Raw genomic sequence first — 26,795 nt, forward strand, 5'->3', positions numbered from 1 at the left:
CCCTACCCTGCGTCCATGATCCTGCGCTCCGCGAAGCGGCTCGTGCTCCTTCTGCCGGTGCTCTGGCTGACCTCGCTCACCTACGTGGCCTGCGCCGTGCTGCTCGTCCACCTGCGCCACACCGATCCGGAGGTCGAGCGCGAGATCGCGCAGGGCGCGGACCGGTGGCCGGCCCTGGCCGCACTCGCGGTGGCCACCGCGGTCGCCACCGCCTGGGCCCGGCGGCCCGACCGGCGTCGCCGGTTCCCCTGGCACCGGCTGGCGGCGCGGGCGCTCGCGCTGTTCGTCACGGCCGTGTCCGTCGCGCTGCTCTCGTACCACCGGGGCGGCCCCGACTTCGACCACCTGCTGGGCCTCGGCGCCGTCACCACCTTCGCGGTCGTGCTGTGCATCCTCGGCTGGGGACTGCTCAACCTCGGCCCGGCCCGGGCGGCGGCCGGCGCGGTGGCCGCGCTGGCGGCCTCGGCGCTCTGGCTGGCGCGCGCGCCCGAGCGTTCAACCGTCGCGGTACTGGCCGCGGCGGCGCTGCTGGTGGCGCTCGGCACCACGGCGGCCGCGGTCTGGCGGGTGCCGCGGGTGCGGCTGCTGGCCGGGCTGCCCCCGGTGGAGTGGACCGGCGGCGGCGTCCGACCGCCGGAGCGCCGGCCGGTGCCCGGCGAGATGTGGTGGGCGGACGTGCCGTTCGAGGAGTCCGGCGGGTCCAAGGACCGGCCGGTGCTGGTGGTGCGGGTCCTGGAGGGCCGGCTGGAGGTGCTGAGGAGCACCAGCCAGGACCGGCTCGGCCGCAGCGACCACATCCGGCTGCCCACCGGTGCCTGGAACCCGGAGGCGGCCCACGACAGCTGCCTCGACCTTCGGCTGCGCACCCTGACGGCGGACCGGCTGCGCCGCTACGCCGGGCCGTGCCCGGTCGGGGTGTGGCGGGTGGTCCGCGGCCGCACCCTGCCGCTGGTGAAGCCGCCGCGGACGGTCCGCCGGGCAGGGGCCGCCGGGCAGGCCGCGCCGCGGCAGCGCCGTCCCGTCGTCGAACCCGTTGCCGAGCCCGCCTCCGAACCGGGCGGCGCGCCCCGCGGCCTCCGCAGGCCACCGCGCGGGGGCGACTCCGGGAAGGCGGGGGCCGGCGGCACCGGCTGATGCAACGACCGCGGCCGGGCCCGTCGGGACACCGCCCGAGGGGCCCGGCCGCGGTGTGCCGGGGGGAGGCCGTCAGCAGCGGCCGACGGCCTCGCAGTCCTCCCATCGGGTGCCGGTGCCGGACTTGGTGCCGGTGGCCTCGTCGCCGCCGCGGGCGGGGGCGTTCAGCGACTTGAGCTTCGGGGTGACCGGGGTGGCGGCCGGCGCGCTCGGGGTGGCGGCGGGGCCGGCGGCGAGCCGGACGGCGATGGCGTCGATCACCGGGCGCGGGCTGGTGCCGGCGAAGTTGCTGATCATCACGGAGAAGATCAGCTTGTGGCCGTCGGGCGCGGTGGCGTAGCCCATCAGGTTGTCGACGCCGCTCATCGAGCCGCTCTTGGCGTGCACGTTGTTCTCGGCCTTGGTGCCGCGCATGCGGGCGGCCAGGGTGCCGCCGACCATCCGGTCCGGGTTGCCGGCCACCGGCAGGGCGTTGTACCAGGAGTTGAACCAGGGCTTGTCCTGGGCGACCTTGAGCAGGCCGGCCATCTTGGCCGGGGTGATCAGGTCGTAGCGGGAGAGGCCGGAGCCGTCGACCTGGCGGCCGCCCGGGTTCTCCAGGCCGTTGGCCTTGAGGAAGCCCTTGACCTGGGCGACGCCGGTGGCCCAGTCGCCCTTCCCGCCCTTGACCTTGCCGATCTCCTTGGTCAGGTGCTCGGCTATGCCGTTGTTGCTGATCTTCAGCATCGGGACGATCAGCTCGGCGAGGGTCTTGGACTGGTGCGAGGCGACCGGCGCCGAGGTCTCGGCTCCGGTGGCGGACGCGACGCCGTGCTGCACCGTCACGCCGTGCCGGGCGAGCGCACCGGCGAAGACCTTGGCCGCGTAGGTGGCCGGGTCCTCGACCGTCACCCAGTAGGTGGCCGGGGCGGAGCCGGCCGCGATGCTGCCGGTGAGCAGCAGCTCGTTGGCGCCGCGGCGGCGGTCGACGCCCGCGGAGGCGCCGCTGCCGGCCGCGCCGGTGGTGATGCTGCCGGTGAACTTCATCGGCGCCTCGGCGGGCACCAGGGCGACCTTGGCCTTCTCGCCGGCCGCACCCGGGGTGACGGTCACCTGGACGGTGTCCATGGTGTACTCGGCGTCGTTGGCGATCGTCAGACCGGAGATCTGCGGGCTGTAGGAGTACGGCTCGTCGTCCCAGGTCCAGCCGGGGCCGAGCGGAGTGGAGTCGTAGCGGGTGCCGTCGGCGAGCACCCGGCCGGTGACGGTGGTGATGCCCGAGGCCGCGACCTTGGCCGCCAGGTCCTCCAGGTCCTGGACGAGCAGGCTGGGGTCGCCGCCGCCCTTCAGCACCAGGTCGCCGGCGAGCTTGTTCCCGTACACGGTCCCGGTGCTGCGGACCTCGGTGGTGAACCGGTAGTCGGCGCCGAGCAGGTCGAGGGCGGCCGTCGAGGTGACGGTCTTCATGGTGGACGCCGGGGTGAGCAGCGCGCCGGGCTGGCGGGAGTACAGCACCTGGCCGGTGGCGGCGTCGAGCACCTGGACGCCGGCCTGCGCGTTGGCGAGGCGGGCATCGGCGAGCAGCGCGTCGAGGTCGGCCGTCAGCGTCGCGTCGGCAGGCGCGGGATTGTCGGCCTGGGCCGAGCCGGCGAGCAGGGACGCGGCGAGTGCGGCGGCGGCCAGCGGCAGGCCGCGGCGGTACAGGCGTGCGGGCACAGATGCTCCAGGAATCGGGTACGGCGGGGCGCGCGCGTCGCCCACGCCCCCGTTTTGGCCTGCACATTATCAGTTGATGCAACATCAGTTGATCTTCGGGTGGGGCGGCCGTGCGGCCGTCCCCCGAGCCCGGGTACACGCTCCTGTCCATGGACACGCCTCGGCGGGCCGGAAGGTCTCACGGGAATTTCGACCGGTCTGCGGAAGCGCGCGGGACCGCGGCCGGGTGGGGGATCAGCCCACGGAGAAGGCCGTGACCCCGGCGTCCGTGCCCACCAGCACCCGCCCGCCGGCGAGCACCGGGGAGGCGAAGTGCGGCGCCGGGCCGGTCTTCGCCTGCTGCAGCACCCGCCCGGTCGCCGGGTCGAGGGCGAGCAGCACGCCGCGGTGGTCGTCCACCACCCAGACCGCGCCGCCGCCGACCACCGGCGAGCCGCCGCGCTCCAGGTCCACCTGCCAGTCCCGGTGCAGCGAGCCGTCCTGGCCCACCGTCACCCGGGCGAGGCCCTGCTGGCAGGGCACGTACACCGCCGAGCCGTCTACCGCGGCTCCGCCGTACGCCGGGCAGACCGTCGCCTGCGCCACCTGCCCGCCGATGCCGCCGAGGTGCTGCGCGTCCAGCACGTACGCCTCGCCCCGCTTGCCGACGGTCAGCACGTGGCCGCCGACCCGCACCGGGGAGAGCGAGCCGAGGTCCAGGTCCTGGGCGTTGTCGTCCGCCCAGGTCGAGGGGGCGAACCAGTCGATCCGCTGCAGCTCGGGGGAGAGCGCCAGCACCGAGTCCGAGCCGTCGTACGAGCCGCCCGTCGACTCGCCGTTGCCGACCGTCACCAGCAGCCGGTCGCCGTCCACCACCGGCCCGCCGCTCGCCCAGATCCCGCCCTCGCGGCCGGTCGGCACCGCGTAGGAGAGCACCGTCCCGGCGCCGCTGGTCGGCACCGACAGCACGCTGCCGACGTAGTTGCCGCAGTCACCGAACAGACCGCCGAACGCGATCACCACCCGGCCGTTCCACAGGGCGAGGGCAGCGCGCTGCTGGTGCGCCAGCGGGTCCCCCTTCGGCGGCTCGACCTCGCGCTGCACCTCCAGCGCCCCGGTCGCCGCGTCGAGCCCCGCCAGCACGTGCCGGCCGCCCGCCAGTTCGGCGACCGCGAAGACCCGGCCCGTCGCCGGGTCGTAGACCGGCGTGCCGGTGATCCCCAGCGGGTCGATGTTGCCGCAGGGCAGCCCGGCGGCCCGGGCCGGGGCGCCCAGGTGACGGCTCCACACCACCGCGCCGCTCGCCGCGTCCAGGCCGTACACCGTGTTGTTCTCGGTCGCCGCGAGCACCCTGTCGCCGACCACCAGCGGCTGCCCGTACACGGCGCCGTCCAGCTTCGCCGTCCAGGCGGTGCCGAGCGGCCCGACCGGGGCGGCGTCGGGGGCCGTGCCGGTGCGCAGCGCGTCGCGGTGGTAGGTGGGCCAGTCACCGGCCCGCAGCGGGGTCGGCGAGGCCGTACCGGCGACCACCGTGGACGGCGCCGCGGTGCTGACCGCCGAACCGCCGCCCGAGGTGCACCCGGCGAGCAGCACGGCCAGGGCCGCGGCGACGGCGGGCAGCGGCGCCCGCCGGTCAGCTCGGAGCTGTCGCACCGCCGCCGGCCTTCACCGCCTCCACCATGCGCTGGTGGAGCTCGCGCGCCGTCGACTCGTCCCCGGCGGGCACCGGGCTGCCCTCCACGGTGAACCAGTCCAGCGCGCCGCTGTACTGGACCGTCAGCCGGGCCTCTCCCTCGATCCACGTCGTGTGGACCGTCAGATCGCCCTTGATGACGCCCAACTCGACCGTTCGCACCCCTCCGGTGCCGGCGAGGATGCCCTGCGTGGTCCAGGTCGCCCAGGTGTTCACGGAGCCTCCCCGGTGTGCGGCCGACAGTACGAACTCGTCATGCCCCAAGACATACCGGGTGACACACGTGTTTCCGGCCGAATCGCCCCGTCGTGGGCATGTCGCCGGATGCCCCGCGCCGGGGCCCGCTCCCGGCCGTGCCGTGGCCTGCGGCGCACGGCGGAAGCGGGCGTGCCTCCCGGGGCACGGCTACCATCGGCGGTATGGGAGAGCGACCCGCCGCGCTCACCGCGCCGCAGCTGGTACTCGAGACCGAAGGCGACTCGCAGGTCATCAGCCCGAGCCGCACCTACCACGTGGGCCGCGACCCCACGAGCGAGGTCTTCCTCACCGACCCCCGGGTGTCCTGGCACCACGCCGTGCTGCACGCCGACGGCGACCACTGGGCGCTCGACGACACCGGCTCCACCAACGGCACGTACACCGACGGGCACCGGATCCGGCACCTCGACGTCGGCCCCGGCAGCGAGCTGCGGTTCGGCAGCGCCGCCGACGGCCCCCGGTGCACCCTGCGCGAGCTGCCCCGGAAACCGGCCGTCGACCGGCAGCCGTCCGCGCTGACCGCCATCACCGGCTCGATGCGGCCGCCGACCACCGTCCGCCCGCTCCCGGCCAAGGTCGTCCGGATCGGCCGCGCCCTCGACAACGAGCTGGTCGTCGGGGACCTGTCGGTCTCCCGCCGGCACGCCGAACTGCGCGCCCGCTCCGACGGCCGCTGGGAGATCGTCGACCTCGGCAGCCACAACGGCACCTACCTCAACGGCCAGCCGGTGCTCGACGCCCTGGTCGGCGAGGGCGACCTGATCGGCATCGGCCACTCGGTGTTCTGCCTGGTCGGCGACGAACTGCAGCAGTTCGTCGACACCGGCGACGTCGACCTCGACGTCGACGGCCTCAGCGTCACCGTGGCCGGCGGCCGCCGCCTGCTCGACTCGGTCACCTTCCCGGTCGGGCAGAAGATGCTGCTCGCCGTGGCCGGCCCGAGCGGCGCCGGCAAGTCCACCCTGCTCAACGCCCTCACCGGGCTGCGCCCCGCGGACGAGGGCGCCGTCCGCTACGACGGCCGCGACCTCTACCGCGACTACGCGGAGCTGCGCCGCCGGATCGGCCTCGTCCCGCAGGACGACATCCTGCACACCCAGCTGAAGGTGCGCCGCGCCCTGCGGTACGCCGCCGAACTGCGGTTCCCCGACGACACCGCCGCCGCCGAGCGGGAGGCCAGGGTGGAGGAGGTGATCCACGAACTCGGCCTGGAGAAGCGCGCCGACCAGGTGATCTCCAGCCTCTCCGGCGGCCAGCGCAAGCGCGTCAGCGTGGCTCTGGAACTGCTCACCAAGCCCTCGCTGCTCTTCCTGGACGAGCCGACCTCAGGCCTCGACCCCGGCATGGACCGCTCGGTCATGCAGATGCTCCGCAACCTCGCGGACGACGGCCGCACCGTCATCGTCGTGACGCACAGCGTGCTCAGCCTCGACGTGTGCGACCGGCTGCTCCTCCTCGCCCCCGGCGGCCGGATCGCCTTCTACGGCCCCCCCGGCGAGACCCTCGACTTCTTCGGCTTCCAGCAGTGGCCGGACGCCTTCGACGCCTTCGAGAACGACACCGAGCGCGACTGGGCCGGCCAGTACCGCTCCTCGCCCTCCTACCGCCGCTACATCGCCGGCGCCATGGACCACTCGCGGCCGGCCGCGCTGCCCGCCCCGGCCGCCGCCGAGACACCGGCCGCCAAGCCTCCGCGCCCGCAGCGCTGGCACCACCAGGTCGGCACGCTCGTCCGCCGCTACGCCACCGCGCTCACCGCCGACCGCACCTTCCTCGCGGTCATGATCGCGCTGCCGTTCGTCATGGGCGTGATGGCCAGGGCCCTGGCAGGCAAGAAGCTCGCCGAGGACAGCGTCTTCAACGCCCTGCTGATCCTCTGCGTCGGCGCGGTGCTCACCGGCGCCGCCAACTCGGTGCGCGAACTCGTCAAGGAACGCGTCATCTACCAGCGAGAACGCGCCGTCGGCCTGTCCAGATCGGCGTACCTCTGGTCCAAGATCATCGTGCTCGGCACCGTCACCGTCGTCCAGGCGGTGGTGCTCACCATGGTCGCGCTGCTCGGCGTCGACCTGCGTCCACAGGGCGGCGGTGGCGTCCTCATGCCACCGCTGGTGGAGATCACCCTGGCCGTCGCCCTGCTCGCCTTCACCGCCATGATGCTCGGCCTCCTCATCTCCGCCCTGGTGAAGAAGGAGGAGGTGACCATGCCCCTGCTGGTGCTGGTCGCCATCGTCCAGGTGGTGTTCTGCGGCGCCCTGATCCAGCTCAACAGCACCCCCGTGCTCGCCCAGCTCTCCTGGCTCGTCCCCTCCCGCTGGGCGTTCGCCGCCATGGCCTCCACCGTCGACCTGCACGCCTCCGTGCCCAAACCGCTGACCGCGGACCCGCTCTTCCGGCACGAGGCCTCGATCTGGCTGCTGGACATGGGCATGATGGTGGTGCTGAGCATCGTCTTCGGCCTGCTGGTCCTGCGCCTGCTGCGCCGTCACGAACCCGCCGTCATGCGGAGGTGACCGCCGATGACAGCCCCGTACGAGTTCCAGCCCACCCATGTCGCGCCCGCCGACGGGCTGCAGACCTGGGTGAGCCCGGACCCGTCCCGGCCGTCCGTGCGGCTCGACCCGCTGCTGCCCGTCCGGCTCGCCGACAGCAGCGGCAACTGGGCGCGGATCGTCTGCTCCAACGGCTGGTCGGCCTGGGTGGACGGCCGGCTGCTGGTCACCCTGCCGCACCCGCCGTCCGGCACCGACCACCCGCTGACCCCGCTGGAGGACCCGCGCCCGCTGCTCGCCGCCCTCGAGAAGGCTCTGGCGACCTACCGCCGCCTCGTCGGCGAGTACGCGGACGGCCTGATCGACCTGGAGACCTTCCGCGACCGCAGCCGCAACCTGCGGCTCGGCGCCGTCATCGACGGGTCCTCCGCCTGGCTGCTCGACCTCGACCAGGGCCGCTGGTTCTTCAGCGACGGCGCCAGGATGCAGACGTACGCCACCGTCGACCCGCCCTCCGCCAGGCGGTCCGCGGCCGGCGCCCGGGGTGACGCCGGATGACGACCGCCGCACCGGCCGACCTCACCGGCCACCAACTCGCCGCCTACCGGTTGGAGCAGCTGATCGGCCGCGGCGGCATGGCGGTGGTCTACCGCGCCGAGGACCTCCGCCTCGGCCGGACGGTCGCGGTCAAGCTGCTCGCCCCCGACCTCGCCCGCAACGACGTCTTCCGCGAGCGGTTCGCCCGCGAGTCCAAGGCCGCCGCGGCCATCGACCACCCGCACATCGTGCCGGTCTACGAGGCCGGCGAGGCCGACGGACTGCTCTACATCGCCATGCGCTACGTCCGCGGCCGCGACCTGCGCGCCCTGCTCGACCGCGAGGGCCCGCTCTCGCTGCGCCAGACCGTGCGGATCACCACCCAGGTCGCCTCCGCGCTGGACGCCGCGCACGGCCACGACCTCGTCCACCGCGACGTCAAGCCCGGCAACATCCTGGTCGCCGAGGGCACCGACTCCGAGCACCCCGAGCACGTCTACCTCACCGACTTCGGACTCACCAAGAAGTCCCTCTCGCTCTCCGGCCTGACCACCGTCGGCCAGTTCGTCGGCACCCTGGACTACGTCGCCCCCGAGCAGATCAACGGCAAGCCGGTGGACGGCCGCTGCGACGTCTACAGCCTCGCCTGCGTGGTCTACGAGATGCTCTCCGGCACCCCGCCCTACGAGCGCGACGACGACCTCGCCCAGCTGTGGGCGCACCTCAACGACGACCCGCCGCACCTCAGCGAGCAGCGCCCGAACCTGCCCGCCGCCCTGGACGACGTGCTGATCCGGGCACTCGCCAAGGCGCCGGACGACCGGTACGACAGCTGTCTGGCCTTCGTCGGCGCCCTGCACGGCGTGGAGCACGTCGCGGCGATCCCGGTACCGACGCCGACCGAACTCGTCCCGCAGCTGCCCGAGTCCGTCGCACCGCCCGAACTCGCCGCACCTCCCGAGGCCGCCGCACCTCCCGAGGCCGCTGCTCCGCCCGAGTCCGCCGCACCGGTCGAGCCGGCCGCGCCGCGGGAGGCCGTCGCGCCGTCCGAGCCGGCGGTGTCGTCCGAGCCGGCTGCGCCGCGGGGGGCCGTCGCGCCCCGGAAGTCCGTGGTGCCGCCCGTCCCGCCCCCGCCGGCCTCCGGTTCCCGCCCGCCGGAGCCGCCCGACTGGGCGCTGCCGGTCTACGGCACCGACCGCGACTGAGCCCCGGACGCGTCGGGTCCGCCCTCGCCCGGCTCCGGCCGCTGCTCCGCCGCCGGCGCGGTGTCGCGGCGCACCCGGGCCGCCGTCCAGCCGCCGATCAGCCCGGCCACCGCGCCCCAGACCGCACCCACCGCCACCAGCACCAGCAGGTCCGGCTCCAGTACCGCGGCGCCGCTGCCGCCGAAGCCGAGCAGGGTGAGGCCGTACGCGGCGTGGATCCGGGTGAGCACGCCGATCAGCAGCATCGCCACCGCCAGCGCCACCGCCAGGTGCACCGCGTGCTGCCACACCTTGACCCGGGGCGGGGCGTGCATCGCCATGCCGAGGCCGGTGAGCAGCAGCGCGACCACCGCCAGGGCGACGAGCAGCCAGGTCCGGGAGTCCTGCTCGGTGAGGGTGGCCGCGTCCAACCGGACGTCCTCGTTCTGCTGCAGCACCCCGGCCAGCGGCTGCGGCATCGGCAGGCCGAGGGTGCCGGCGACGTGGCCGTGCCAGGCGCCGCCCATGCCGATGCCGAGGGCCAGCCAGGCCAGGTTCGGCAGGCCGAGGAAGACCACGGCCATGGTCTGCCGGGCGTGCCCGCCGACCGCGGCCTCCACCAGGCCGGCCGGCACCGCCAGCGCGACGTAGACCAGGAGCAGGGTCAGCACGGCGTGCGCGGCCGGGCGGACGGTGGTGTGGAAGCGCAGCAGCGGCAGCGGCAGCGGGGTCCGCCGGGAGACCGCCAGGGCGAGCAGCAGCACCACCGCGAGCCACAGCAGGCCGAGGCCGACCGCCCGGCCGGTGTCCACGGCGAAGCCGACCGTGGGAGAGGCCCCGATCAAGCCGCCCAGCTCGTCGACCAGCGGCTCGCCGGTCGACACCACGAAGCTCTTCTCGGCCGGGATCGACAGCAGCAGCAGCGCGAGCGCCCACAGCACGGCGATCCGGCCCACCCGGGCCAGCAGTTCCCGGCCGCTCACCGTGGCGTGCAGCCGCATCGGGCGCAGGAACAGCCATCCGAGCAGCAGCGCGCCGGTCAGCGCGACCGAGAGTGGGACTGCCTCGATGCCGCCCTTCGCCCCGGCCACGAACGCCGCCCCGCCTTCGACCCGGGCGGAGGCTCCGCAGGCCATCAGCACCGTCGCCGCGACCACCGAGCGGTAGCCACCGGAGGGCAGGTCGTTCGCGCCGGCGAAGTACAGGCCGATCGCGGCCACCACCAGCATGGCGACCACCGCGGCCGCCACTGCCAGCAGTGCCTCGCCCCAGTGCCGCAGCTCGCCCGCGGCCCCGCCGGTGCGGGCCGCGGGCCCGCCGCTGGTACGGGCGCCGGGCCCGCTGCTCGTCCGCACAATCGGCTCCCTGCCGGGTCGGCTCTCCGGTGGACTCCTTCCAGCCTCCGCCCGGGGACGGGGAACGGCGAGCCCGCGGGGCGGAAGCGGGGAGCCGCGCGGGCGGGAAACGGCGAGCTGTCGCGCGAGCCGGGCCGGGCGCGCGGAGAATGGCCTGCGGGGGGTGCCCAGGACGGGAGGAAGACCCGTGAGCCCGCTGCCACCGTCACCCGACCAGCCGTCCGACCGGCCGTCCGGTCCGCCCGACGGTCCGGCCGGGCCGCCCTCCGGCCCGCTGTCCGGCCCCGGCTCCGGCCCGCCGTCCTCCGGGAACCGGCCGGCCGGCCCCGGTCACACCTCCTCGTTCCCCGGCGCACCCTCCGGGCCGCCGTCCGGCCCCACCTCCGGGCCCGGGGCGCACCCCGGCGGACCGGGCGGCACCGGCGGCCGCGGAGGCCCGCCGAGCAACGCCCGGACGGTCGTCACCGGTGGCGGTGGCGGTGGGGACGGCGGCGGAGGCGGGGGAGACGGCTCCGGCGGGGGCGGGGGAGGCGGCGGGCACCGGCGGACGTCCTGGTGGCGCAACCCCCGGACGGTGCTGCCCGCGGGCATCGCCGCCGTGGTCCTCGGCGTCGTCCTCGGCCTGGTGCTCTCCGGCGGCTCCGGCTCCACCGCGGCGGCCCAGTCGGTCGCCCTGCAGCCGGCCGGCACCGCCGGGCAGGACCCGTTCACCGACTCGGTCGCCGGGCAGAACGCCGCCCCCACCGCGAGCCCGACCGTCGCGCCACCGACCGGCGGCAACCGCAGCGGCGGCGACGTCGGGCTCTACGGGGGCACGATGAACGTCTCCAGCTGCGACGTGCCCAAGCTGAGCGGCTACCTTGCGGCCAACCCGGACAAGGCCAAGGCCTGGGCCGGCGTCGAGGGCATCCAGCCGAACCAGATCGACGGCTACCTCAAGGGCCTCACCCCCGTCGTGCTGCGCGCCGACACCCGGGTCACCAACCACGGCTTCAGCAACGGCCAGGCCACCGCCTACCAGGCGGTACTGCAGACCGGCACCGCCGTCCTGATCGACAACCAGGGCGTGCCGCGGGTCCGCTGCGCCTGCGGCAACCCGCTGACGCCGCCGGTCGACCCCGGCGCCCCCGCGAGCTACAACGGGCAGCCCTGGGCCGGCTTCAACGGCCACGAGGTGGTCACGGTGACGCCCGCGCCGCAGCCGATCCAGACGGTCGTGCTGGTGGACCCGAACGGCACCGCGTTCGGCCGCCCGACCGGCGGAACGGGGCACAACGACACCACGAACGTGACGATGCCGCCGACGACCTCCTCGTCCTCCGGCTCCCCGTCGACCTCCGGATCCTCCGGGTCCTCCGGTTCGCCGTCGAGCGGCACCCCGTCCTCCGGGACGCCGTCGACCTCCACGCCGCCGTCGAGCCCGCCGAGCCACCCGAGCTCCGGCCCGTCCGGCTCCGAGTCCGGTTCGCCGTCGGCGCCCAGCTCGGCGCCCGCCCCGAAGAGCGAGGGCGGCCAGTCCTCGGCCGGCGGCGCGGGTGCGTCCAGCCAGTCCGCCGGATCCCCGCAGTCGGCCGTCGAGCCGGCCTCGCCGCAGTCCTGACCGCACCTGCGATGCCGGGCACCGCGCCGTCGGTGCCCGGCATCGAGCCCTGTTCGCCACCGCGGCACGTCCGCCGCCGGGCCGCGGACCGACCGTCTGTCGCAGGCGGCGCCTAGCCTGCGCGGCATGGGATTCACCGGAAACCTCACCGTCGCCCGCCTCGACGCCCCACTGGACGGGACGGCCGCCGTCCGGGCCGCAGGGGGCGTCGCCGACCGGTCCGCCGCCGCGGAGGGCTGGCAGCTGCTGGCGAGCAGCGGCGACGACCTGAAGCCGTCGGCGCTCGCCCGGGAGACGGGCGGGCCGGTGCTCAACGCCTTCGTGTTCGACAGCGACTTCGCCGTGGTCGAGGTGTTCGACACCGGCCGGCCCGCCTGGACGTGCGTCCTGTCGCCGGAGGCCGCCCTCGACCACGACTGTCCGCAGGACTGGCTCGGCGACCCGGCCGAGACCGCCGCGACCGCAGCGGACTGGGCCGCCGCCCACGGCCTGGCCGCCGACCGCGAGGCGCTGGCGGCCGTGCTCACCGCCGAGTCCGACCCGTTCGCCGAGGAGCTCGTCCTCGTCCTGCTCGCCGCACTCGGCCTCCCGGCCGCGCTGCTCGCCGCGGCCGGCTGAACTGCCGCGCGCCACCGGGGCGGGTGTGTCGCGACCGGTCTGCCGGGCCGGGGCGACCGGCTGGTAGCTTCGGGGCACATGGAGAGCACGCAGAGTATCGCCGGGTCCGTCCGCGCCCTGCTGGACGGCTGGGGAGCGCCCTACACCTGGCTGGACATCGACCCGTCCTTCGCCGACACCGCGCAGTTCTGCGAGCGGTACGGCTACACGTTGGAGGACTCGGTCAACTGCATCCTGGTGGTCGGCAAGACCGAACCGCGCCGCTACGCGGCCTGCCTGGTGCAGGCGACCCGCCGGCTGGACGTCAACCGGGCCGTCAAGCGGCTGCTCGGCGCCCGCCGGGTCTCCTTCGCGAGCGCCGAGGAGACGGTGGCGCTGACCGGGATGCAGGTCGGCGGGGTGACCCCGGTGGCGCTGCCGCCCGGCATGCCCGTGTACGTGGACGCGCCGGTGCTCGGCCGCACCGAGATCGTGCTGGGCGGCGGGGACCGGGCGGGCAAGCTGCTGATCGCCCCGGGCGCGCTGCTGGCGCACCTGCCGGGCGCCGAGGTGGTCGAGGACCTGTCGACCGCCCCGCCGACCGTCTGACGCCCGCTCACCGCCCGACGCCCGGGCGTTGAGTGCATCCGGCCGCTGCACCGGCGGGGACCTGGACGGAACGTCCAGCGGCTCCCCCTTGCGACACTCCATTTCGTCGCCTGCCAAAGCGCGGTTCGGGTGCACAGAATGTGCGTCACACCGAACGAAGGAGGTGCCGATGGGGACGGAACCGACCGAATCGATCGCCGGTGCAGCGGATGCGCGTGCGCCGCTCGCCGGAGTGCTGGTCGCGGACTTCGGCCGGGTGCTCGCCGCCCCGTACGCCACGATGCTCCTCGCGGACCTCGGCGCGGACGTGGTCAAGGTCGAGCGTCCGGACGGCGGCGACGACACCCGGGCCTGGGGGCCGCCGTACGCGCCTGACGGCCAGGCCACCTACTACCTCTCGGTCAACCGCAACAAACGCTCGCTCACCCTCGACCTCGGCAACGCGGACGACCGCCGCCGCGCCCTCGAACTCGTCCGTCGCGCCGACGTGGTGGTCGAGAACTTCCGCCCCGGGACGATGGCCAGGCACGGCCTCGCCTACGAGGACGTCGGCGCCGCCAACCCGCGCGCGGTGTACTGCTCGATCACCGGCTTCGGCGCCGGCGAGGGCGCCGCACTGCCCGGCTATGACCTGCTGATCCAGGCCGTCGGCGGCCTGATGAGCGTCACCGGGCCGGGCCCTGGCCAGCCGGTCAAGGCCGGTGTGGCCCTGGTCGACGTGCTCACCGGACTGCACGCCGCCTTCGGCATCATGGCCGCCCTGCGCGAGCGCGACACCACCGGCCGCGGCCAGCTCGTCGAGGTCAACCTGCTCTCCACGCTGCTCTCCAGCCTGGTCAACCAGTCGGCCGGCTACACCCTGGCCGGTGCCGTGCCCGGTATCCTCGGCAACCGGCATCCCTCCATCGCCCCGTACGAGGTGTTCCGCGCCGCCGACCGGCCGCTGGTGATCGCGGTCGGCAACGACCGTCAGTTCGGGGCCCTGTGCCGCGGGGTGGACGCCCCCGACCTCGCCGACGACCCGCGCTTCACCACCAACGCCGACCGCGTCACCCACGTCGACGAACTCGCGGACGAGCTCGGCCGGCGCCTGCGCGAGCGGACCGCCGCAGCCTGGTTCGAGCACCTCACCCCGCTCGGCGTCCCCTGCGGCCCGGTCAACGACCTCGCGGACGCCTTCGGCCTCGCCGAGCGCCTCGGACTGTCGCCCCGCACCGACCAGGGCCTGGTCGCCAACCCGATCGGCCTCTCCCGCACCCCGCCCGCCTACCGCCTCGCACCACCGCGGCTCGGCGAGCACACCGACGAACTCCTCGCCTGGCTCGACGCACCCCACCACCCCACGAACCACCCCACGAACCACCCCACGAACGGAGACCTCCCGTGACCGGCCCGATGAAGGACCCGCTGGACCTGCTCGACATCCCCTCGCTGCTCACCGACGAGGAGCGGGAGATCCAGGCGACCGTGGCCCGCTTCCTCGCCGACCACGTCCGCCCGAACCTGCCCGAGTGGTTCGAGAACGCGCACTTCCCGCGGGAGATCGCCCCCGAGCTCGGCAAGCTCGGCGTCCTCGGCATGCACCTGAAGGGCTACGGCTGCGCAGGCACCGAGGCGGTCGCCTACGGCCTCGCCTGCCTGGAGCTGGAGGCCGCCGACTCCGGCTTCCGCAGCTTCGTCTCGGTGCAGGGCTCGCTCGCCATGTACTCCATCCACCGGTACGGCTCCGAGGAGCAGAAGCAGGAGTGGCTGCCGCGGATGGCCGCCGGCGAGGCCATCGGCTGCTTCGGCCTCACCGAACCGGACTTCGGCTCCAACCCGGCCGGCATGCGCACCCGGGCCGTCCGCGACGGCGAGGACTGGATCCTCAACGGCGCCAAGATGTGGATCACCAACGGCGCGATCGCCGACATCGCCACCGTGTGGGCCGCCACCGAGGAGGGCGTCCGGGGCTTCCTCGTGCCGCGCGGCACCCCCGGCTTCGAGGCCCGCGAGATCAAGCAGAAGCTCTCGCTGCGTGCCTCCACCACCGCCGAGCTCAGCTTCGCCGACGTCCGGCTGCCCGCCTCCGCGCAACTGCCGGAGGCCCGCGGGCTCGGTGCACCGCTGTCCTGCCTGAACGAGGCGCGGTTCGGCATCCTGTTCGGCGCGGTCGGCGCCGCCCGCGACTGCCTGCAGACCGCCCTCGCCTACGGTGGCGAGCGGATCCAGTTCGACCGGCCGATCAGCGGATTCCAGCTCACCCAGCAGAAGTTCGCCGACATGGCCGTCTCGCTGAACAACGCGGCCCTGCTCGCCGTCCACCTCGGCCGGCTGAAGGAGCAGGGCCGGATCCGCCCCGAGCAGGTCAGCGTCGGCAAGCTCAACAACGTCCGCGAGGCGATCGCCATCGCCCGGGAGTGCCGCACGATCCTGGGCGCCAACGGCATCTCGCTGGACTACTCGCCGCTGCGCCACGCCAACAACCTCGAGTCCGTCCTCACCTACGAGGGCACCAGCGAGATCCACACCCTCGTCATCGGGCAGGCCCTCACCGGCATCCCCGCCTACCGCTGACACCCGCACCGCACGCCGGAGCCCCGCCGGACCCGTCCGGCGGGGCTCCGGCGTCGTGCCCGGCCGTCAGCCCAGGAAGCCGCGGAGCAGGGCGGCCGTGGCGGCCAGGTGTTCCTCGGTGGCGCGGCGGGCGGTGTCGGCGTCGCCGGCGAGGATGGCGTCGACCATGCCGCGGTGCTGGTGGGCGGCGTGGTCGATGTTGCGGTCCAGGATCGGGATGGCGTTCAGCAGGTCGTTGAGGCGCATGCGGGCCTCGGCGATGGCGGTGGCGAGGGAGCGGGAACCGGTGAGTTCGGCGATCGCCAGGTGGAAGCGGGAGTCGAGGCGCCGGTACTCCTCCGGCGGGGCCTGCTCCAGGTCGGTGAGCCGCCGCTGCAGGTAGGCGCGCTGCTCGGTGGTGAGGTCGCGGCGGGCGGCCGTCTCCGCCGCACCGGCCTCCAGGACGAGCCGGTAGGTCAGCGCGTCCTCCAGCTCCTCGCCGAGGTCGCTGGCGGCGCGGCGCAGGTCGGCGACGTCCGGCGGCGGCATCCGGTAGGTGACGAAGGTTCCTCCGTAGCGGCCGCGGCGGGACTCCACCGCGCCGGCCTGCTGCAGCGAGCGGATCGCCTCGCGCAGGGTCTCCCGGCCGACGCCGAGCCGGGCGGCGAGGTCGCGTTCGGCGGGCAGCCGGTCGCCGTGGCCGAAGACGCCGAGCTTGATGGCCTGGAGCAGCCGTTCGACGGTCTCCTCGAAGGCGTTGCCCGTCCGGACGGGACGGAAGATCGCCCCCGCCTGCCAGTCGATCCCTGCCTCGTCCACGCGGGCATCGTACCCACGGCCCGGCGCGTGCCCCGTGTCGGCCGCCCCCGTTCCGCAGGGGGTTCTTCGTCGCTTCCCTCTTGACGTGCCCCGAACCCAGGGTGAACGATGCTGCCCATCCAATGGTCTGGTTTCGGGCCATTGAACGTTCGGAGGGCGCATCCACACCGCCGTGGCTGCGCGCGTCCAGGCCCGCCTCACTCCCCAGGGGTGCCCATGTCCGCCGACCCCACACCCGACCAGGCAGCGCACCACACTCCCGCATCCGTGTTTCCGGCGGCGACCCCGCCGGTTTCGGCCGACGAACAGCGGCTTCACGAGCTCGGCTACGCCCAGGAGCTCACCCGCTCGATGTCCGGCTTCTCCAACTTCGCCGTCTCCTTCTCGATCGTCTCGATCCTCTCCGGCTGCCTGACCCTCTACGGGATGGGCATGAACACCGGCGGCCCGGCGATGATCGTCTGGGGCTGGCCGCTGGTCGGCCTGCTCACCCTCTGCGTGGGCCTGGCGATGGCCGAGATCTGTTCCAGCTACCCGACCGCCGGCGGCCTCTACTACTGGTCCGCCAAGCTCGCCCGCAGCCGCGGCGCAGCCTGGTCCTGGTTCACCGGCTGGTTCAACTTCCTCGGGCAGGTCGCCGTGACCGCCGGCGTCGACTACGGCGCCGCGTTCTTCACCAACGCCTTCCTCGCCCTGCAGTTCGACTTCGCGGCCACCCCGGCGCACACCGTGGAGATCTTCGCGGTGATCCTGCTGCTGCACGGCCTGCTCAACACCCTCGGCGTGAAGCTGGTCGCCCGCCTCAACGACGTCTCCGTCTGGTGGCACCTGGTCGGCGTCACCGTGATCGTCGGCGCGCTCGCGATCCTGCCGTCCAAGCACGCCTCGGCGTCCTTCGTCTTCACCGAGTTCGTCAACAACACCGGCTTCCACAGCCAGTTCTACGTCGCCATGCTCGGCCTGCTGCTCGCCCAGTACACCCTCACCGGGTACGACGCCTCCGCGCACATGACCGAGGAGACCCACGACGCGGCCCGCTCCGGCCCCCGCGGCATCGTCAACGCGATCACCGTCTCGCTGGTCGCCGGCTGGGTGCTGCTGCTCGGCATCACCTTCGCCATCCAGGACTACCAGGGTGCGCTCGACGGGCCGACCGGCGTGCCGCCGGCGCAGATCTTCATCGACGCGGTCGGCACCACCGGCGCCAAGCTGCTGCTGCTCATCGTGATCGGCGCCCAGTTCTTCTGCGGCATGGCCTCCGTCACCGCCAACTCCCGGATGATCTACGCCTTCTCCCGGGACGGCGCGCTGCCCGGCTCCGCCCTGTGGCACCGGATCTCGCCGCGCACCCACACCCCCACCAACGCGGTCTGGCTCGCCACCGGCGGCGCCCTGCTGCTCGGCCTGCCCGCCCTGTGGAACTCCACCGCCTACACCGCGGTCACCTCCATCTCGGTGATCGGCCTGTACATCTCGTACGTCATCCCGACATTCCTCAGACTGCGCCAGGGTGACGCCTTCCAGCGCGGCCCCTGGCATCTGGGCCGCTGGAGCAGGATCATCGGGACCGTCGCGGTGGGCTGGACGGCCGTGATCACCGTGCTGTTCATGCTGCCCACCGTCAGCCCCGTCACCGCCGTCAGCTTCAACTACACACCCGTCGCGGTCGCCGTCGTCCTCGGCTTCGCCGGCCTGTGGTGGCTGGTCTCCGCCAGGCACTGGTTCACCGGCCCCAAGGTCCACGGCACGCCCGAGGAACTCGCCGCCCTCGAAGCCGAACTGGAGATCCGATGACCAGCCCCAGGCTCACCCTCGACCGGCTGCGCGAGCTGGTCGCCGACGGCGCCGTGGACACGGTCGTCCTCGCCATGACCGACATGCAGGGCCGGCTGCAGGGCAAGCGCCTCGCCGCCGAGTACTTCCTCTCCGACGTCGTCCCCGGCGCCGCCGAGGGCTGCGGCTACCTGCTCGCCGTCGACACCGACATGAACACCGTGGACGGCTACGCCATCTCCTCCTGGGAGAGCGGCTACGGCGACCTCGTGCTCACCCCGGACCTCGCCACCCTGCGGATGGTGCCCTGGCACCCGGCCACCGCCATGGTGCAGTGCGACGTCCACCACCACGACGGCCGCCCGGTCACCGTCTCGCCGCGGCAGGTCCTGCGCCGCCAGCTGGACCGGCTGGCCGGCTACGGCTGGCAGGCGTACGCCGGCACCGAGCTGGAGTTCATCGTCTTCCGGGACACCTACGAGCAGGCCTGGGAGCGCGCGTACCACGGCCTCACCCCGGCCAACCAGTACAACGTGGACTACTCCGTGCTCGGCACCGCCCGGGTCGAGCCGCTGCTGCGGCGGCTGCGCAACGGGATGGCCGGCGCCGGCCTCACCGTGGAGTCCGCCAAGGGCGAGTGCAACCTCGGCCAGCACGAGATCGCCTTCAAGTACGCCGAGGCGCTCACCACCTGCGACAACCACGCCGTCTACAAGACCGGTGCCAAGGAGATCGCCGCCCAGGAGGGCTGCAGCCTCACCTTCATGGCCAAGTACGACGAGCGCGAGGGCAACTCCTGCCACATCCACCTGAGCCTGCGCGACGCCGAGGGCGCACCCGTGATGGCGGGCGACGGCCCGTACGGCTTCTCGCGCACCATGGAGCACTTCCTCGCCGGGCAGCTCGCCTGCCTGCGCGAGTTCGCGCTGCTGCTGGCCCCGACCGTCAACTCCTACAAGCGCTTCGTGCCCGGCAGCTTCGCCCCGACCGCGATCGCGTGGGGCCGGGACAACCGCACCTGTGCACTGCGGGTGGTCGGCCACGGCGCCTCGCTCCGCTTCGAGAACCGTGTCCCCGGCGGTGACGTCAACCCCTACCTCGCGGTCGCCGCACTGATCGCCGCCGGCCTGCACGGCATCGAGCACCGGCTCGAGCTCGAACCGGAGTTCACCGGCAACGCGTACGCCTCCGACGCCCCCCGGGTGCCCGCCACCCTGCGCGACGCGGTGGACGCCTTCGAAGCGAGCGAGGCCGCCACCGAGGCCTTCGGCAAGGACGTCGTCCGGCACTACGCGCACGCCGGCCGGGTCGAACTCGCCGCCTACGACCGGGCGGTGACCGACTGGGAGCGGCGCCGCGGATTCGAGCGGCTGTGAGCACCGTGCACCACCGCCCGCTCATCGGCATCACCAGCTACCAGGACGAGGCCGCCTGGTCGGTGTGGCGGCAGCCCGCCTCGCTCGTCCCGCAGACCTACGTCGACGCGGTCTCCCGGGCCGGCGGCACGCCCGTCCTGCTGCCCCCGCAGCCGGGCGGGGTCGGCCGGCTGGTCGACGCGCTCGACGGTGTCGTCCTCGCCGGCGGCTCCGACATCGACCCGGCCCGGTACGGCGCCGCCGCCGACCCGCGCACGGGGGAGCCCCACCGGGCCCGCGACGACTGGGAGTTCGAGGTGCTCGCGGCCGCCCTGGCGTACGACCTGCCGGTGCTCGGCGTCTGCCGCGGCCTGCAACTGCTCAACGTCGCCCTGGGCGGCAGCCTGCTGCAGCACCTGCCCGACGGCAGCCACCAGCAGGTCCCGGCGGTGTTCGTGCAGCAGCCCGTACGGATCCGTCCGGGCAGCCGGCTGGCCGGCATCCTCGGCGAGCACACGAAGGTCAACTGCTACCACCACCAGGCCGTCGCCCGCCTCGGCACCGGCCTCAGGCCGACCGCCTGGAGCGCCGACGAGACCGTCGAGGCCGTCGAACTCCCCGACCACCGCTTCGCCCTGGCCGTCCAGTGGCACCCCGAGACCGACCCCGACGACCTCCGCCTCTTCGAGGCACTCACCCGGGCCGCCCGCGGATGAACCCCGGCACGGCCACCGCACGCGTTGCTTCTCCACCGGACAAGGAGCACTTGATGACCGACCCCGACCGCTACCAGGTGGTCAACCCCGCGACCGAGGAGGTGATCACCACCGTCGACCTGGCGGGCCTCGCGGAGACGGACGCCGCGATCGCCCGGGCCAGGGCCGCCTTCGAGCAGTGGCGCCGGGTCGCCCCGGCGGACCGGGCCCGGCTGCTGCGGGCCTTCGCCGCGGCCGTCGACGCCGACCGCGAGCACCTCGCCGCCCTGGAGGTCGCCAACGCCGGCCACACCGTCGGCAACGCCCGCTGGGAGGCGGGCAACGCCCGCGACGTCATCGAGTACTACGCGGCGGCCCCCGAACGGCTGTTCGGCCGCCAGATCCCGGTCGCCGGCGGCATCGACGTGACCTTCCAGGAGCCGCTCGGCGTCGTCGGCATCATCGTGCCGTGGAACTTCCCGATGCCGATCGCCGCCTGGGGCTTCGCCCCTGCCCTGGCCGCAGGCAACACCGTCGTGCTGAAGCCGGCCGAGCTCACCCCGCTCACCGCGCTGCGCCTCGGTGAACTCGCCCTGCAGGCGGGCCTGCCGGAGGGCGTGCTGGAGGTCCTTCCCGGCCGCGGCCCGGTGGTCGGGCAGCGCTTCGTCACCCACCCGGACGTCCGCAAGGTGGTCTTCACCGGCTCGACCCGGGTCGGCAAGGAGATCATGGCGGGCTGCGCCGCGCAGGTGAAGCCGGTGACCCTCGAACTCGGCGGCAAGAGCGCCAACATCGTCTTCGCCGACGCCGATCTGGCGAAGGCCGCCGCCACCGCCCCCTACGCCGTCTTCGACAACGCCGGCCAGGACTGCTGCGCGCGGTCCCGGATCCTGGTCGAGGAGTCGGTGTTCGAGGACTTCATGGCGCTGCTGGAACCGGCCGTCCGCGGGGTGCGGGTCGGAGACCCTGCGGACGAGAAGACCGAGATGGGGCCGCTGATCTCGGCCGCGCACCGCGAGCGGGTGGCCTCCTACGTGTCGGAGGCGGCCTTCCGCGGCAGCGCGCCCGAGGGGCCGGGCTTCTGGTACCCGCCGACGGTGCTGGCGCCGGTGCGGCACGACGACCGGGCGTTCACCGAGGAGATCTTCGGCCCGGTGGTGGCGGTCGTGCCGTTCCGCGGCGAGGAGGACGCCCTGCGCATCGCCAACGCCACCGACTACGGCCTGTCCGGCTCCATCTGGACGAGGGACGTGGGCCGCGCGCTGCGGGTCGCCCGCGGCGTGGAGGCGGGCAACCTGTCCGTCAACTCGCACTCCTCGGTGCGGTACTCGACGCCGTTCGGCGGCTTCAAGCAGTCCGGTCTGGGCCGTGAGCTCGGCCCGGACGCCCTCGGTGCCTTCACCGAAACCAAGAACGTCTTCATCTCCACGGAGGAGTGACCAGCATGACCAAGCGACTGGACGGCCGGGTGGCGGTCATCACCGGAGCGGGCAGCGGCATCGGCCTGGCCACCGCGCGGCGGTTCGCCGCCGAGGGCGCCAAGGTCGTCTGCGTGGACCTCGACGAGGAGACGGGCGCCAAGGCCGCGAACGAGGTCGGCGGCCTGTTCGTGCAGGCGGACGTCACCGACGAGGCGGCCGTGCGCGCCATGTACGAGCGGGCGGTCGAGGAGTACGGCAGCCTGGACATCGCGTTCAACAACGCGGGCATCTCCCCGCCGGACGACGACTCCATCCTCACCACCGGCCTGGAGGCGTGGAAGCGCGTCCAGGACGTCAACCTGACCAGCGTCTACCTGTGCTGCAAGTACGCGATCCCGCACATGCAGCGGCAGGGCAAGGGCTCGATCATCAACACCGCCTCGTTCGTGGCGGTGATGGGCGCGGCGACCTCGCAGATCTCCTACTCCGCCTCCAAGGGCGGCGTGCTGGCGATGTCGCGGGAGCTGGGCGTGCAGTTCGCCCGGGAGGGCATCCGGATCAACGCGCTCTGCCCGGGGCCGGTGAACACCCCGCTGCTGCAGGAGCTGTTCGCCAAGGACCCGGAGCGCGCCGCCCGCCGCCTGGTGCACATCCCGCTCGGCCGGTTCGCCGAGCCGGAGGAGATCGCCGCCGCGGTGGCCTTCCTGGCCAGCGACGACTCCTCGTTCATGACCGCCAACACCTTCCTGGTGGACGGCGGCATCTCCGGCGCCTACGTCACCCCGCAGTAGCCGGTACGCGGCAGCGCGCCGGCCTGGCGGCCCCCAGGGGAGCCGCCCGGCCGGCGCCGGCCGTACGGGTCAGGCCGTACGGCGTCGGGGTGCACGGGTCAGGAGGACGAGTCCCCGCCGACCGCGACGCCGATGCCGTAACCGGCGGCGTCGCCGCCCACGGCGAAGGCCGCCTCCTCCGCGGAGGAGGCGTCGCCGCCCACCGCGAGCGCCTGCTCGAGGAGCGCGTCGGCGTCGCCGCCGACCGCGAGGGCCCCGCCCTCGGTGGAGCTGGCGTCGCCGCCGACGGCCAGCGAGCCGTGGGCGGCGGCCGAGCCTGCGGCGCCGAAGACGGCGAGGCCGGAGATGAGCGCGGCGGTGGTGATCCTGGCGAGGCTGGAGCGCATGAGTCCTCCTGGTCGGGAAGCCGGACGGCACCGATCCTGCGGCCCCCACCGCCCGCGTACGAACCGACACGACCCGATCACCCGCCCGCCTCACCTCGACGGAGCAGCCCGTGCGCCGTCCGGGTGAGATCAGGCGGCGCCCCGGGTGGCGCCGGGCGGCAGCTCCAGCTCGTACCAGACGACCTTGCCGTCCTTGGTGGCACGCACGCCCCAGCGGTGCGCCAGCTCGTTGACCAGGTGCATGCCGCGGCCGCCCTCGTCCTCGGCCCGGGCGCGGCGCAGCCGCGGCTCGTGCCGGTCCCGGTCGGCGACCTCCACGGTGAGCACCTGGTTGCGGAACATCCGCAGCTGCACGGGTGCGCCGGCGTGCACCAGGGCGTTGGTGATCAGCTCGCTGGTCAGCAGCTCGACCATGTCGCTGAGCCCGTTCAGTCCCCATTCGGTGAGCGTCTCGCGCGCGAACCGCCGCGCGTGCCGGACCATCGCGCGGTCCCCGGCCAGGGTGAGGGTGGCGAGCCGGTCGCTGCCGATCGGCCGGGAGTGCGCCATGATCACCGCGATGTCGTCCTGTCCGGCGGCGGCGCCCAGGGCGGCCAGCACCGCGTCGCAGGTCTGCTCCAGCGAGTCGCGGCGCTCGGCGACGGTGTGCCGCAGCAGGTCGATGCCCTCGTCCAGATCGCGGCCGCGGCGCTCGACCAGGCCGTCGGTGTACAGGACGAGGATGGCGTCCTCGTCGAGGGTGGTGTGCACCGACTCGAAGGGCACGCCGCCGACGCCGAGCGGCGCACCGGGCGGCAGTTCGAGCAACTCGGTGGAGCCGTCGGCGCGGGCGATCACCGGCGGCAGGTGGCCGGCGGTCGCGGCGGTGCAGATCCGGTCGACGGGGTCGAAGAGCACGCAGACACAGGTCGCGAACTGGCTCTCGCCGATCGCGGCGGCCGCGTCGTCGAGCCGGCGCAGCACCCGGGCCGGATCCATCTCCAGGGTGATCAGCGTCCGGGCGACGGTGCGCAGCTGGCCCATCGTGGCGGCGGCCCGGATGCCGTGGCCCATCACGTCGCCGACGATCAGCGCGACCCGGCCGCCGCTGAGCGGAACGACGTCGAACCAGTCGCCGCCCACCTCGCTGATCACACTGCTGGGCAGGTAGCGGTGGGCGATCTCCAGGCCGGGGGTGCGGTGCACGTCCTGCGGCAGCAGACTGCGCTGCAGGGTGAGCGCGGTGTCCCGCTCGCGGCGGTAGATCCGGGCGTTGTCGATGCAGACGGCGGCCCGGGCGGCGAGCTCCTCGGCGAGCGCCACGTCGGCGTGCGTGAAGGACTCCGGGTTGTGGGTGCGGACGAACTCGACGCCGCCGAGCACCGTGCCGCGGGCCAGCAGCGGCACCATCAGGTACGAGTGGACGCCGGCCTCCAGGCTGGGGGCGATCCGGTTCGGGTGGGCGACGATCCGGCGCAGCGCGGCCTCGTCGACGTGCGGCACCAGGATCGACCGGCCGGTGCGCAGGCTCTGCGCGTACAGCTGCGCGGAGCGCGAACCGCCGCCGACCGGGTCGGCCGCGCCGATCATCGTCCCGCTCGCACCGACCTCGCCGACCGCGACGGCCCGCAGCATCACCGAGCCGTCCCGCGGCACCGGCTCGGGCTCGTCGCCCTCCAGCACCGACTCCAGCAGGTCGACGGTGACGAAGTCGGCGAACCGCGGGATCACCACGTCGATCAGCTCCTGCGCGGTGCGCTGCAGGTCGAGGGTGGTGCCGATCCGGGTGGAGGCCTCGTTCAACAGCGCGAGCCGGGCCTGTGCGGCGCCCGCCGCCTCCAGGGCGCGCTGGCGCTGCTCGGCGGCGTCCCGCTCCCGGGTGTAGAGCAGCGCGTTGTCGATGGAGACGGCGGCACGGGCGGCGAGCTCCCCGGCGAGGCGCAGGTCCTCCTGGTCGTACGGGCGCTCGGTGACGCTGCGGTAGAAGGTGGCGACGCCGACCGCGGAGCCGCGGGCGATCAGCGGCACCACCATGACCGAGCGGACACGCTGCTCGCGGACGGCCGCGGCCCGCTCCGGGTCGTCGTTGAACCAGTTGAGCGTCGGCTCGTCCAGCTCCGGCAGCAGCACCGGGCGGCGGTGGGCGAGCACCCAGGCGTACGGCGTCGACGGGTGGAAGCGGTGCACGCTGCCGACCGGCGAGACCGGGCTCATGCCGCTGCCCGGCACGGTGTGGAAGGCCATCCGGCGCAGCACGGCGGAGCGGTCGGCGCGGCCCGGCGCCCCGGTCTCGGCGCCGCGCACCAGCGCGTCCAGCACCTCGACGACGACGGTGTCGGCCAGCCGCGGGCTGGCCGTCTCGGCGAGCTCCCGGGCGGTCTGCGCGAGGTCGAGGGTGGTGCCGATCCGCGCCGAGGCGGCGTTCACCAGGGCGAGCCGCTCCTGCGCGGCGCGCGCCTCGGTGAGGGCCTGCTCGCGGGCCTGCGCGGTCTGCTGCTGGTGCAGGTAGAGCCGGGCGTTGTCGATGGCGACGGCGGCCCGGGAGGCCAGCTCGTCGCCGAGGGTGCTGTCCTCCGGGCCGAAGCCCTCCCGCTCCGGGCTGCGCGAGTACACCACCATGCCGAGCACGGTGCCGCGGGCGACCAGCGGCGCGACCCGCACCGGCCGAGGCCGGTCGTCGAGGTAGTCGCGGACGCGCTCGGTGAGCGCCTCGTCGGCGAGCAGCGGCAGGTCCCAGTTGGGGGCGACGATCGTCCGGCCGGAGGTGAGCGCCTGCTCGTACACCGACCCGGGCGGGATCCGGTACACCGCCTCGGTCGGCAGCTCGCCGATCGGGTGCTCCGGATCGGCGGTGGCCACGGCGAGCCGGCGCACCCGCAGCCCTTCCTCGGAGGCGGTCGCCTCCGCGCCGGAGACGAGGTGTTCCAGGGCGAACACGCCCACCGCGTCGGCCAGCCGCGGCACGATCACCTCGGCGAGCTCCCGCGCGGTCTGCCGCAGGTCCAGCGTGGTGCCGATGGAGACGGTGGCCTCCGCCAGCACGGTCAGCCGCTCGCGGGCCATCGCCGCGGCGTGCTCGGCCCGGTACCGCTCGGTGACGTCGACGATCGTCGAGCTGACCCCCAGCACCTGTCCGCCGGGCTCGTCCAGCCGGAAGTACGACGCCGACCAGGCATGGTCGTGCGTCGGGTCGCTCGGGGTGCGGCCGTGCGAGCGGGAGTCGACCACCGGCGGCCCGCCGTCCAGGACCTTGCGCATCACCGCCTCGACCTCGCGGCCGTTGATGCCGGGCAGCACCTCGGTGACCCGCCGGCCGAGGTGCTCGTCGACCGGCAGGCCGTTGATCTTCGCCAGCGCGCTGTTCAGCCGGACGAACCGCAGCTCGGAGTCGTACACCGCCATGCCGACCGGCGACTGGGTGAAGAATCCGTCCAGTACGGCCAGGTCCGCCTGCAGGCGGCGCAGCGCGGTGACGTCCGAGGCCACCGCCAGGACGAGCGGACGCCCGTCGGGGCCGGCGATCGGGTGGGTGCGGAACTCCAGGTTCACGTGGTGGCCCTCGCGGTGCTTGACCGGGAACACCCCGGACCAGGCCCGACCACTGACGATGTGGTCGAAGAGCGTCAGCACGTCGCCCCGCTGCTCCTCGGTGATCAGCAGGTTCGCGGCGAACTCGCCGATCGCCTCCTCGGTGCTGTAGCCGAGCAGGGTCTCCGCATCGGGGCTCCAGTGCAGGATTCGCCCGTCCTCGGCGATCAGCGCCGTCGCGATCGGCACCATGAGCAGCCCGTCGCGGGCGTGCCCGTCGGGCCCCTCCGCAGCCGGATCCCGGCGGTTCGGGGAGCTCGTGCCCTGCTCGGGATTGTCCATCCAGGCACCGTCCAGAGATCGGCCTTCCGCCCTGCCAT

Annotated in this window: 20 protein-coding genes and 1 pseudogene; 14 read left to right on the forward strand and 7 right to left on the reverse strand. The window is 74.2% G+C overall.

All coding sequences use genetic code 11. From position 1 onward, the window contains the following. Positions 1-15: 15 nt before the first annotated feature. A complete protein-coding gene (locus KSNIM_RS31540) occupies positions 16-1,134 on the forward strand; it encodes a hypothetical protein (RefSeq protein WP_263106535.1) in 1,119 nt (372 codons plus the stop codon). A gap of 72 nt (positions 1,135-1,206) precedes the next feature. On the opposite strand, the gene dacB is transcribed toward KSNIM_RS31540, so the two are convergent. From dacB to KSNIM_RS31555, 3 genes are all read right to left on the reverse strand, one after another. Next, the gene (gene dacB, locus KSNIM_RS31545; protein WP_263106537.1) at positions 1,207-2,829 is read right to left on the reverse strand and encodes a D-alanyl-D-alanine carboxypeptidase/D-alanyl-D-alanine-endopeptidase; all 1,623 of its coding nucleotides are present in this window, start codon (positions 2,827-2,829) and stop codon (positions 1,207-1,209) included. 234 nt (positions 2,830-3,063) lie between these two features. Next, on the reverse strand, positions 3,064-4,461 hold the full coding sequence (locus KSNIM_RS31550) for a PQQ-binding-like beta-propeller repeat protein (protein WP_263106538.1): 1,398 nt from the start codon (positions 4,459-4,461) through the stop codon (positions 3,064-3,066). Next, positions 4,442-4,717, reverse strand: coding sequence for a hypothetical protein (locus tag KSNIM_RS31555; RefSeq protein WP_263106539.1), 276 nt, complete (start codon positions 4,715-4,717; stop codon positions 4,442-4,444). The genes KSNIM_RS31550 and KSNIM_RS31555 overlap by 20 nt, the downstream gene beginning before the upstream one ends. A 203-nt stretch (positions 4,718-4,920) precedes the next feature. Here KSNIM_RS31555 and KSNIM_RS31560 point away from each other — a divergent pair, with 203 nt between their 5' ends. From KSNIM_RS31560 to KSNIM_RS31570, 3 genes and pseudogenes are all read left to right on the forward strand, one after another. Then, complete coding sequence (locus tag KSNIM_RS31560) at positions 4,921-7,272, forward strand: FHA domain-containing protein (RefSeq protein ID WP_263106540.1); 2,352 nt, start codon at positions 4,921-4,923, stop codon at positions 7,270-7,272. A 6-nt stretch (positions 7,273-7,278) separates the two neighbouring features. Then, positions 7,279-7,809 carry a hypothetical protein gene (locus KSNIM_RS31565; protein ID WP_263106541.1) on the forward strand — a complete coding sequence of 177 codons (531 nt, stop codon included), beginning with the start codon at positions 7,279-7,281 and terminating at the stop codon, positions 7,807-7,809. Continuing rightward, positions 7,806-8,646, forward strand: a pseudogene (locus KSNIM_RS31570) (serine/threonine-protein kinase); the annotation flags it as partial. The gene KSNIM_RS31565 and the pseudogene KSNIM_RS31570, both read left to right, overlap by 4 nt. A 325-nt stretch (positions 8,647-8,971) precedes the next feature. On the opposite strand, the gene KSNIM_RS31575 reads toward KSNIM_RS31570, so the two are convergent. Then, positions 8,972-10,327: a streptophobe family protein gene (locus tag KSNIM_RS31575; RefSeq protein WP_263106542.1), complete on the reverse strand. Its 1,356-nt coding sequence runs from the start codon at positions 10,325-10,327 to the stop codon at positions 8,972-8,974. Between the two features lie 187 nt (positions 10,328-10,514). Between KSNIM_RS31575 and KSNIM_RS31580 the strand changes: the two genes are divergently transcribed. The 5 genes from KSNIM_RS31580 (at position 10,515) to KSNIM_RS31600 (ending at position 15,689) form a co-directional block, all read left to right on the forward strand. Then, positions 10,515-11,927, forward strand: a complete 1,413-nt coding sequence (locus KSNIM_RS31580) for a DUF6777 domain-containing protein (RefSeq protein WP_263106543.1) — start codon at positions 10,515-10,517, stop codon at positions 11,925-11,927. Positions 11,928-12,053: 126 nt separating this feature from the next. Beyond that, a complete protein-coding gene (locus KSNIM_RS31585; protein ID WP_263106544.1) occupies positions 12,054-12,545 on the forward strand; it encodes a hypothetical protein in 492 nt (163 codons plus the stop codon). Between the two features lie 78 nt (positions 12,546-12,623). Beyond that, positions 12,624-13,133, forward strand: a complete 510-nt coding sequence (locus KSNIM_RS31590; protein ID WP_263106545.1) for a YbaK/EbsC family protein — start codon at positions 12,624-12,626, stop codon at positions 13,131-13,133. Positions 13,134-13,302: 169 nt separating this feature from the next. After that, a complete protein-coding gene (locus KSNIM_RS31595) occupies positions 13,303-14,520 on the forward strand; it encodes a CaiB/BaiF CoA transferase family protein (RefSeq protein WP_263106546.1) in 1,218 nt (405 codons plus the stop codon). 8 nt (positions 14,521-14,528) lie between these two features. Beyond that, a complete protein-coding gene (locus tag KSNIM_RS31600; RefSeq protein WP_263108197.1) occupies positions 14,529-15,689 on the forward strand; it encodes an acyl-CoA dehydrogenase family protein in 1,161 nt (386 codons plus the stop codon). Between the two features lie 66 nt (positions 15,690-15,755). On the opposite strand, the gene KSNIM_RS31605 is transcribed toward KSNIM_RS31600, so the two are convergent. Further along, positions 15,756-16,487, reverse strand: coding sequence for a FadR/GntR family transcriptional regulator (locus tag KSNIM_RS31605; protein ID WP_263106547.1), 732 nt, complete (start codon positions 16,485-16,487; stop codon positions 15,756-15,758). Between the two features lie 216 nt (positions 16,488-16,703). On the opposite strand from KSNIM_RS31605, the gene KSNIM_RS31610 reads away from it, so the two are divergent. Genes KSNIM_RS31610 through KSNIM_RS31630 form a run of 5 tightly spaced genes read left to right on the forward strand, consistent with a single transcriptional unit; the run spans position 16,704 to position 22,522 of the window. After that, positions 16,704-18,281, forward strand: a complete 1,578-nt coding sequence (locus KSNIM_RS31610) for an amino acid permease (protein ID WP_411543805.1) — start codon at positions 16,704-16,706, stop codon at positions 18,279-18,281. Beyond that, the gene (locus KSNIM_RS31615; RefSeq protein WP_263106548.1) at positions 18,278-19,636 is read left to right on the forward strand and encodes a glutamine synthetase family protein; all 1,359 of its coding nucleotides are present in this window, start codon (positions 18,278-18,280) and stop codon (positions 19,634-19,636) included. Before KSNIM_RS31610 ends, KSNIM_RS31615 begins: the two co-directional genes overlap by 4 nt. After that, entirely contained in the window at positions 19,633-20,331 is a 699-nt protein-coding gene (locus KSNIM_RS31620) for a gamma-glutamyl-gamma-aminobutyrate hydrolase family protein (RefSeq protein WP_317634078.1), read from the forward strand. The genes KSNIM_RS31615 and KSNIM_RS31620 overlap by 4 nt, the downstream gene beginning before the upstream one ends. Positions 20,332-20,384: 53 nt before the next feature. Next, positions 20,385-21,749 (forward strand): aldehyde dehydrogenase family protein, encoded by a 1,365-nt coding sequence (locus tag KSNIM_RS31625; RefSeq protein WP_263106549.1) that lies wholly within the window; start codon positions 20,385-20,387, stop codon positions 21,747-21,749. Between the two features lie 5 nt (positions 21,750-21,754). Continuing rightward, positions 21,755-22,522, forward strand: coding sequence for a 3-oxoacyl-ACP reductase (locus KSNIM_RS31630; RefSeq protein ID WP_263106550.1), 768 nt, complete (start codon positions 21,755-21,757; stop codon positions 22,520-22,522). A gap of 98 nt (positions 22,523-22,620) precedes the next feature. Here the strand turns inward: KSNIM_RS31630 and KSNIM_RS31635 are convergent, their stop codons facing one another. Continuing rightward, positions 22,621-22,908, reverse strand: coding sequence for a hypothetical protein (locus KSNIM_RS31635; protein WP_263106551.1), 288 nt, complete (start codon positions 22,906-22,908; stop codon positions 22,621-22,623). A gap of 129 nt (positions 22,909-23,037) precedes the next feature. Next, entirely contained in the window at positions 23,038-26,757 is a 3,720-nt protein-coding gene (locus KSNIM_RS31640; protein ID WP_263106552.1) for a SpoIIE family protein phosphatase, read from the reverse strand. Positions 26,758-26,795 lie beyond the last annotated feature (38 nt).

The sequence above is a fragment of the Kitasatospora sp. DSM 101779 genome, assembly GCF_025655475.1.
In the GTDB taxonomy this organism is placed as follows: domain Bacteria; phylum Actinomycetota; class Actinomycetes; order Streptomycetales; family Streptomycetaceae; genus Kitasatospora.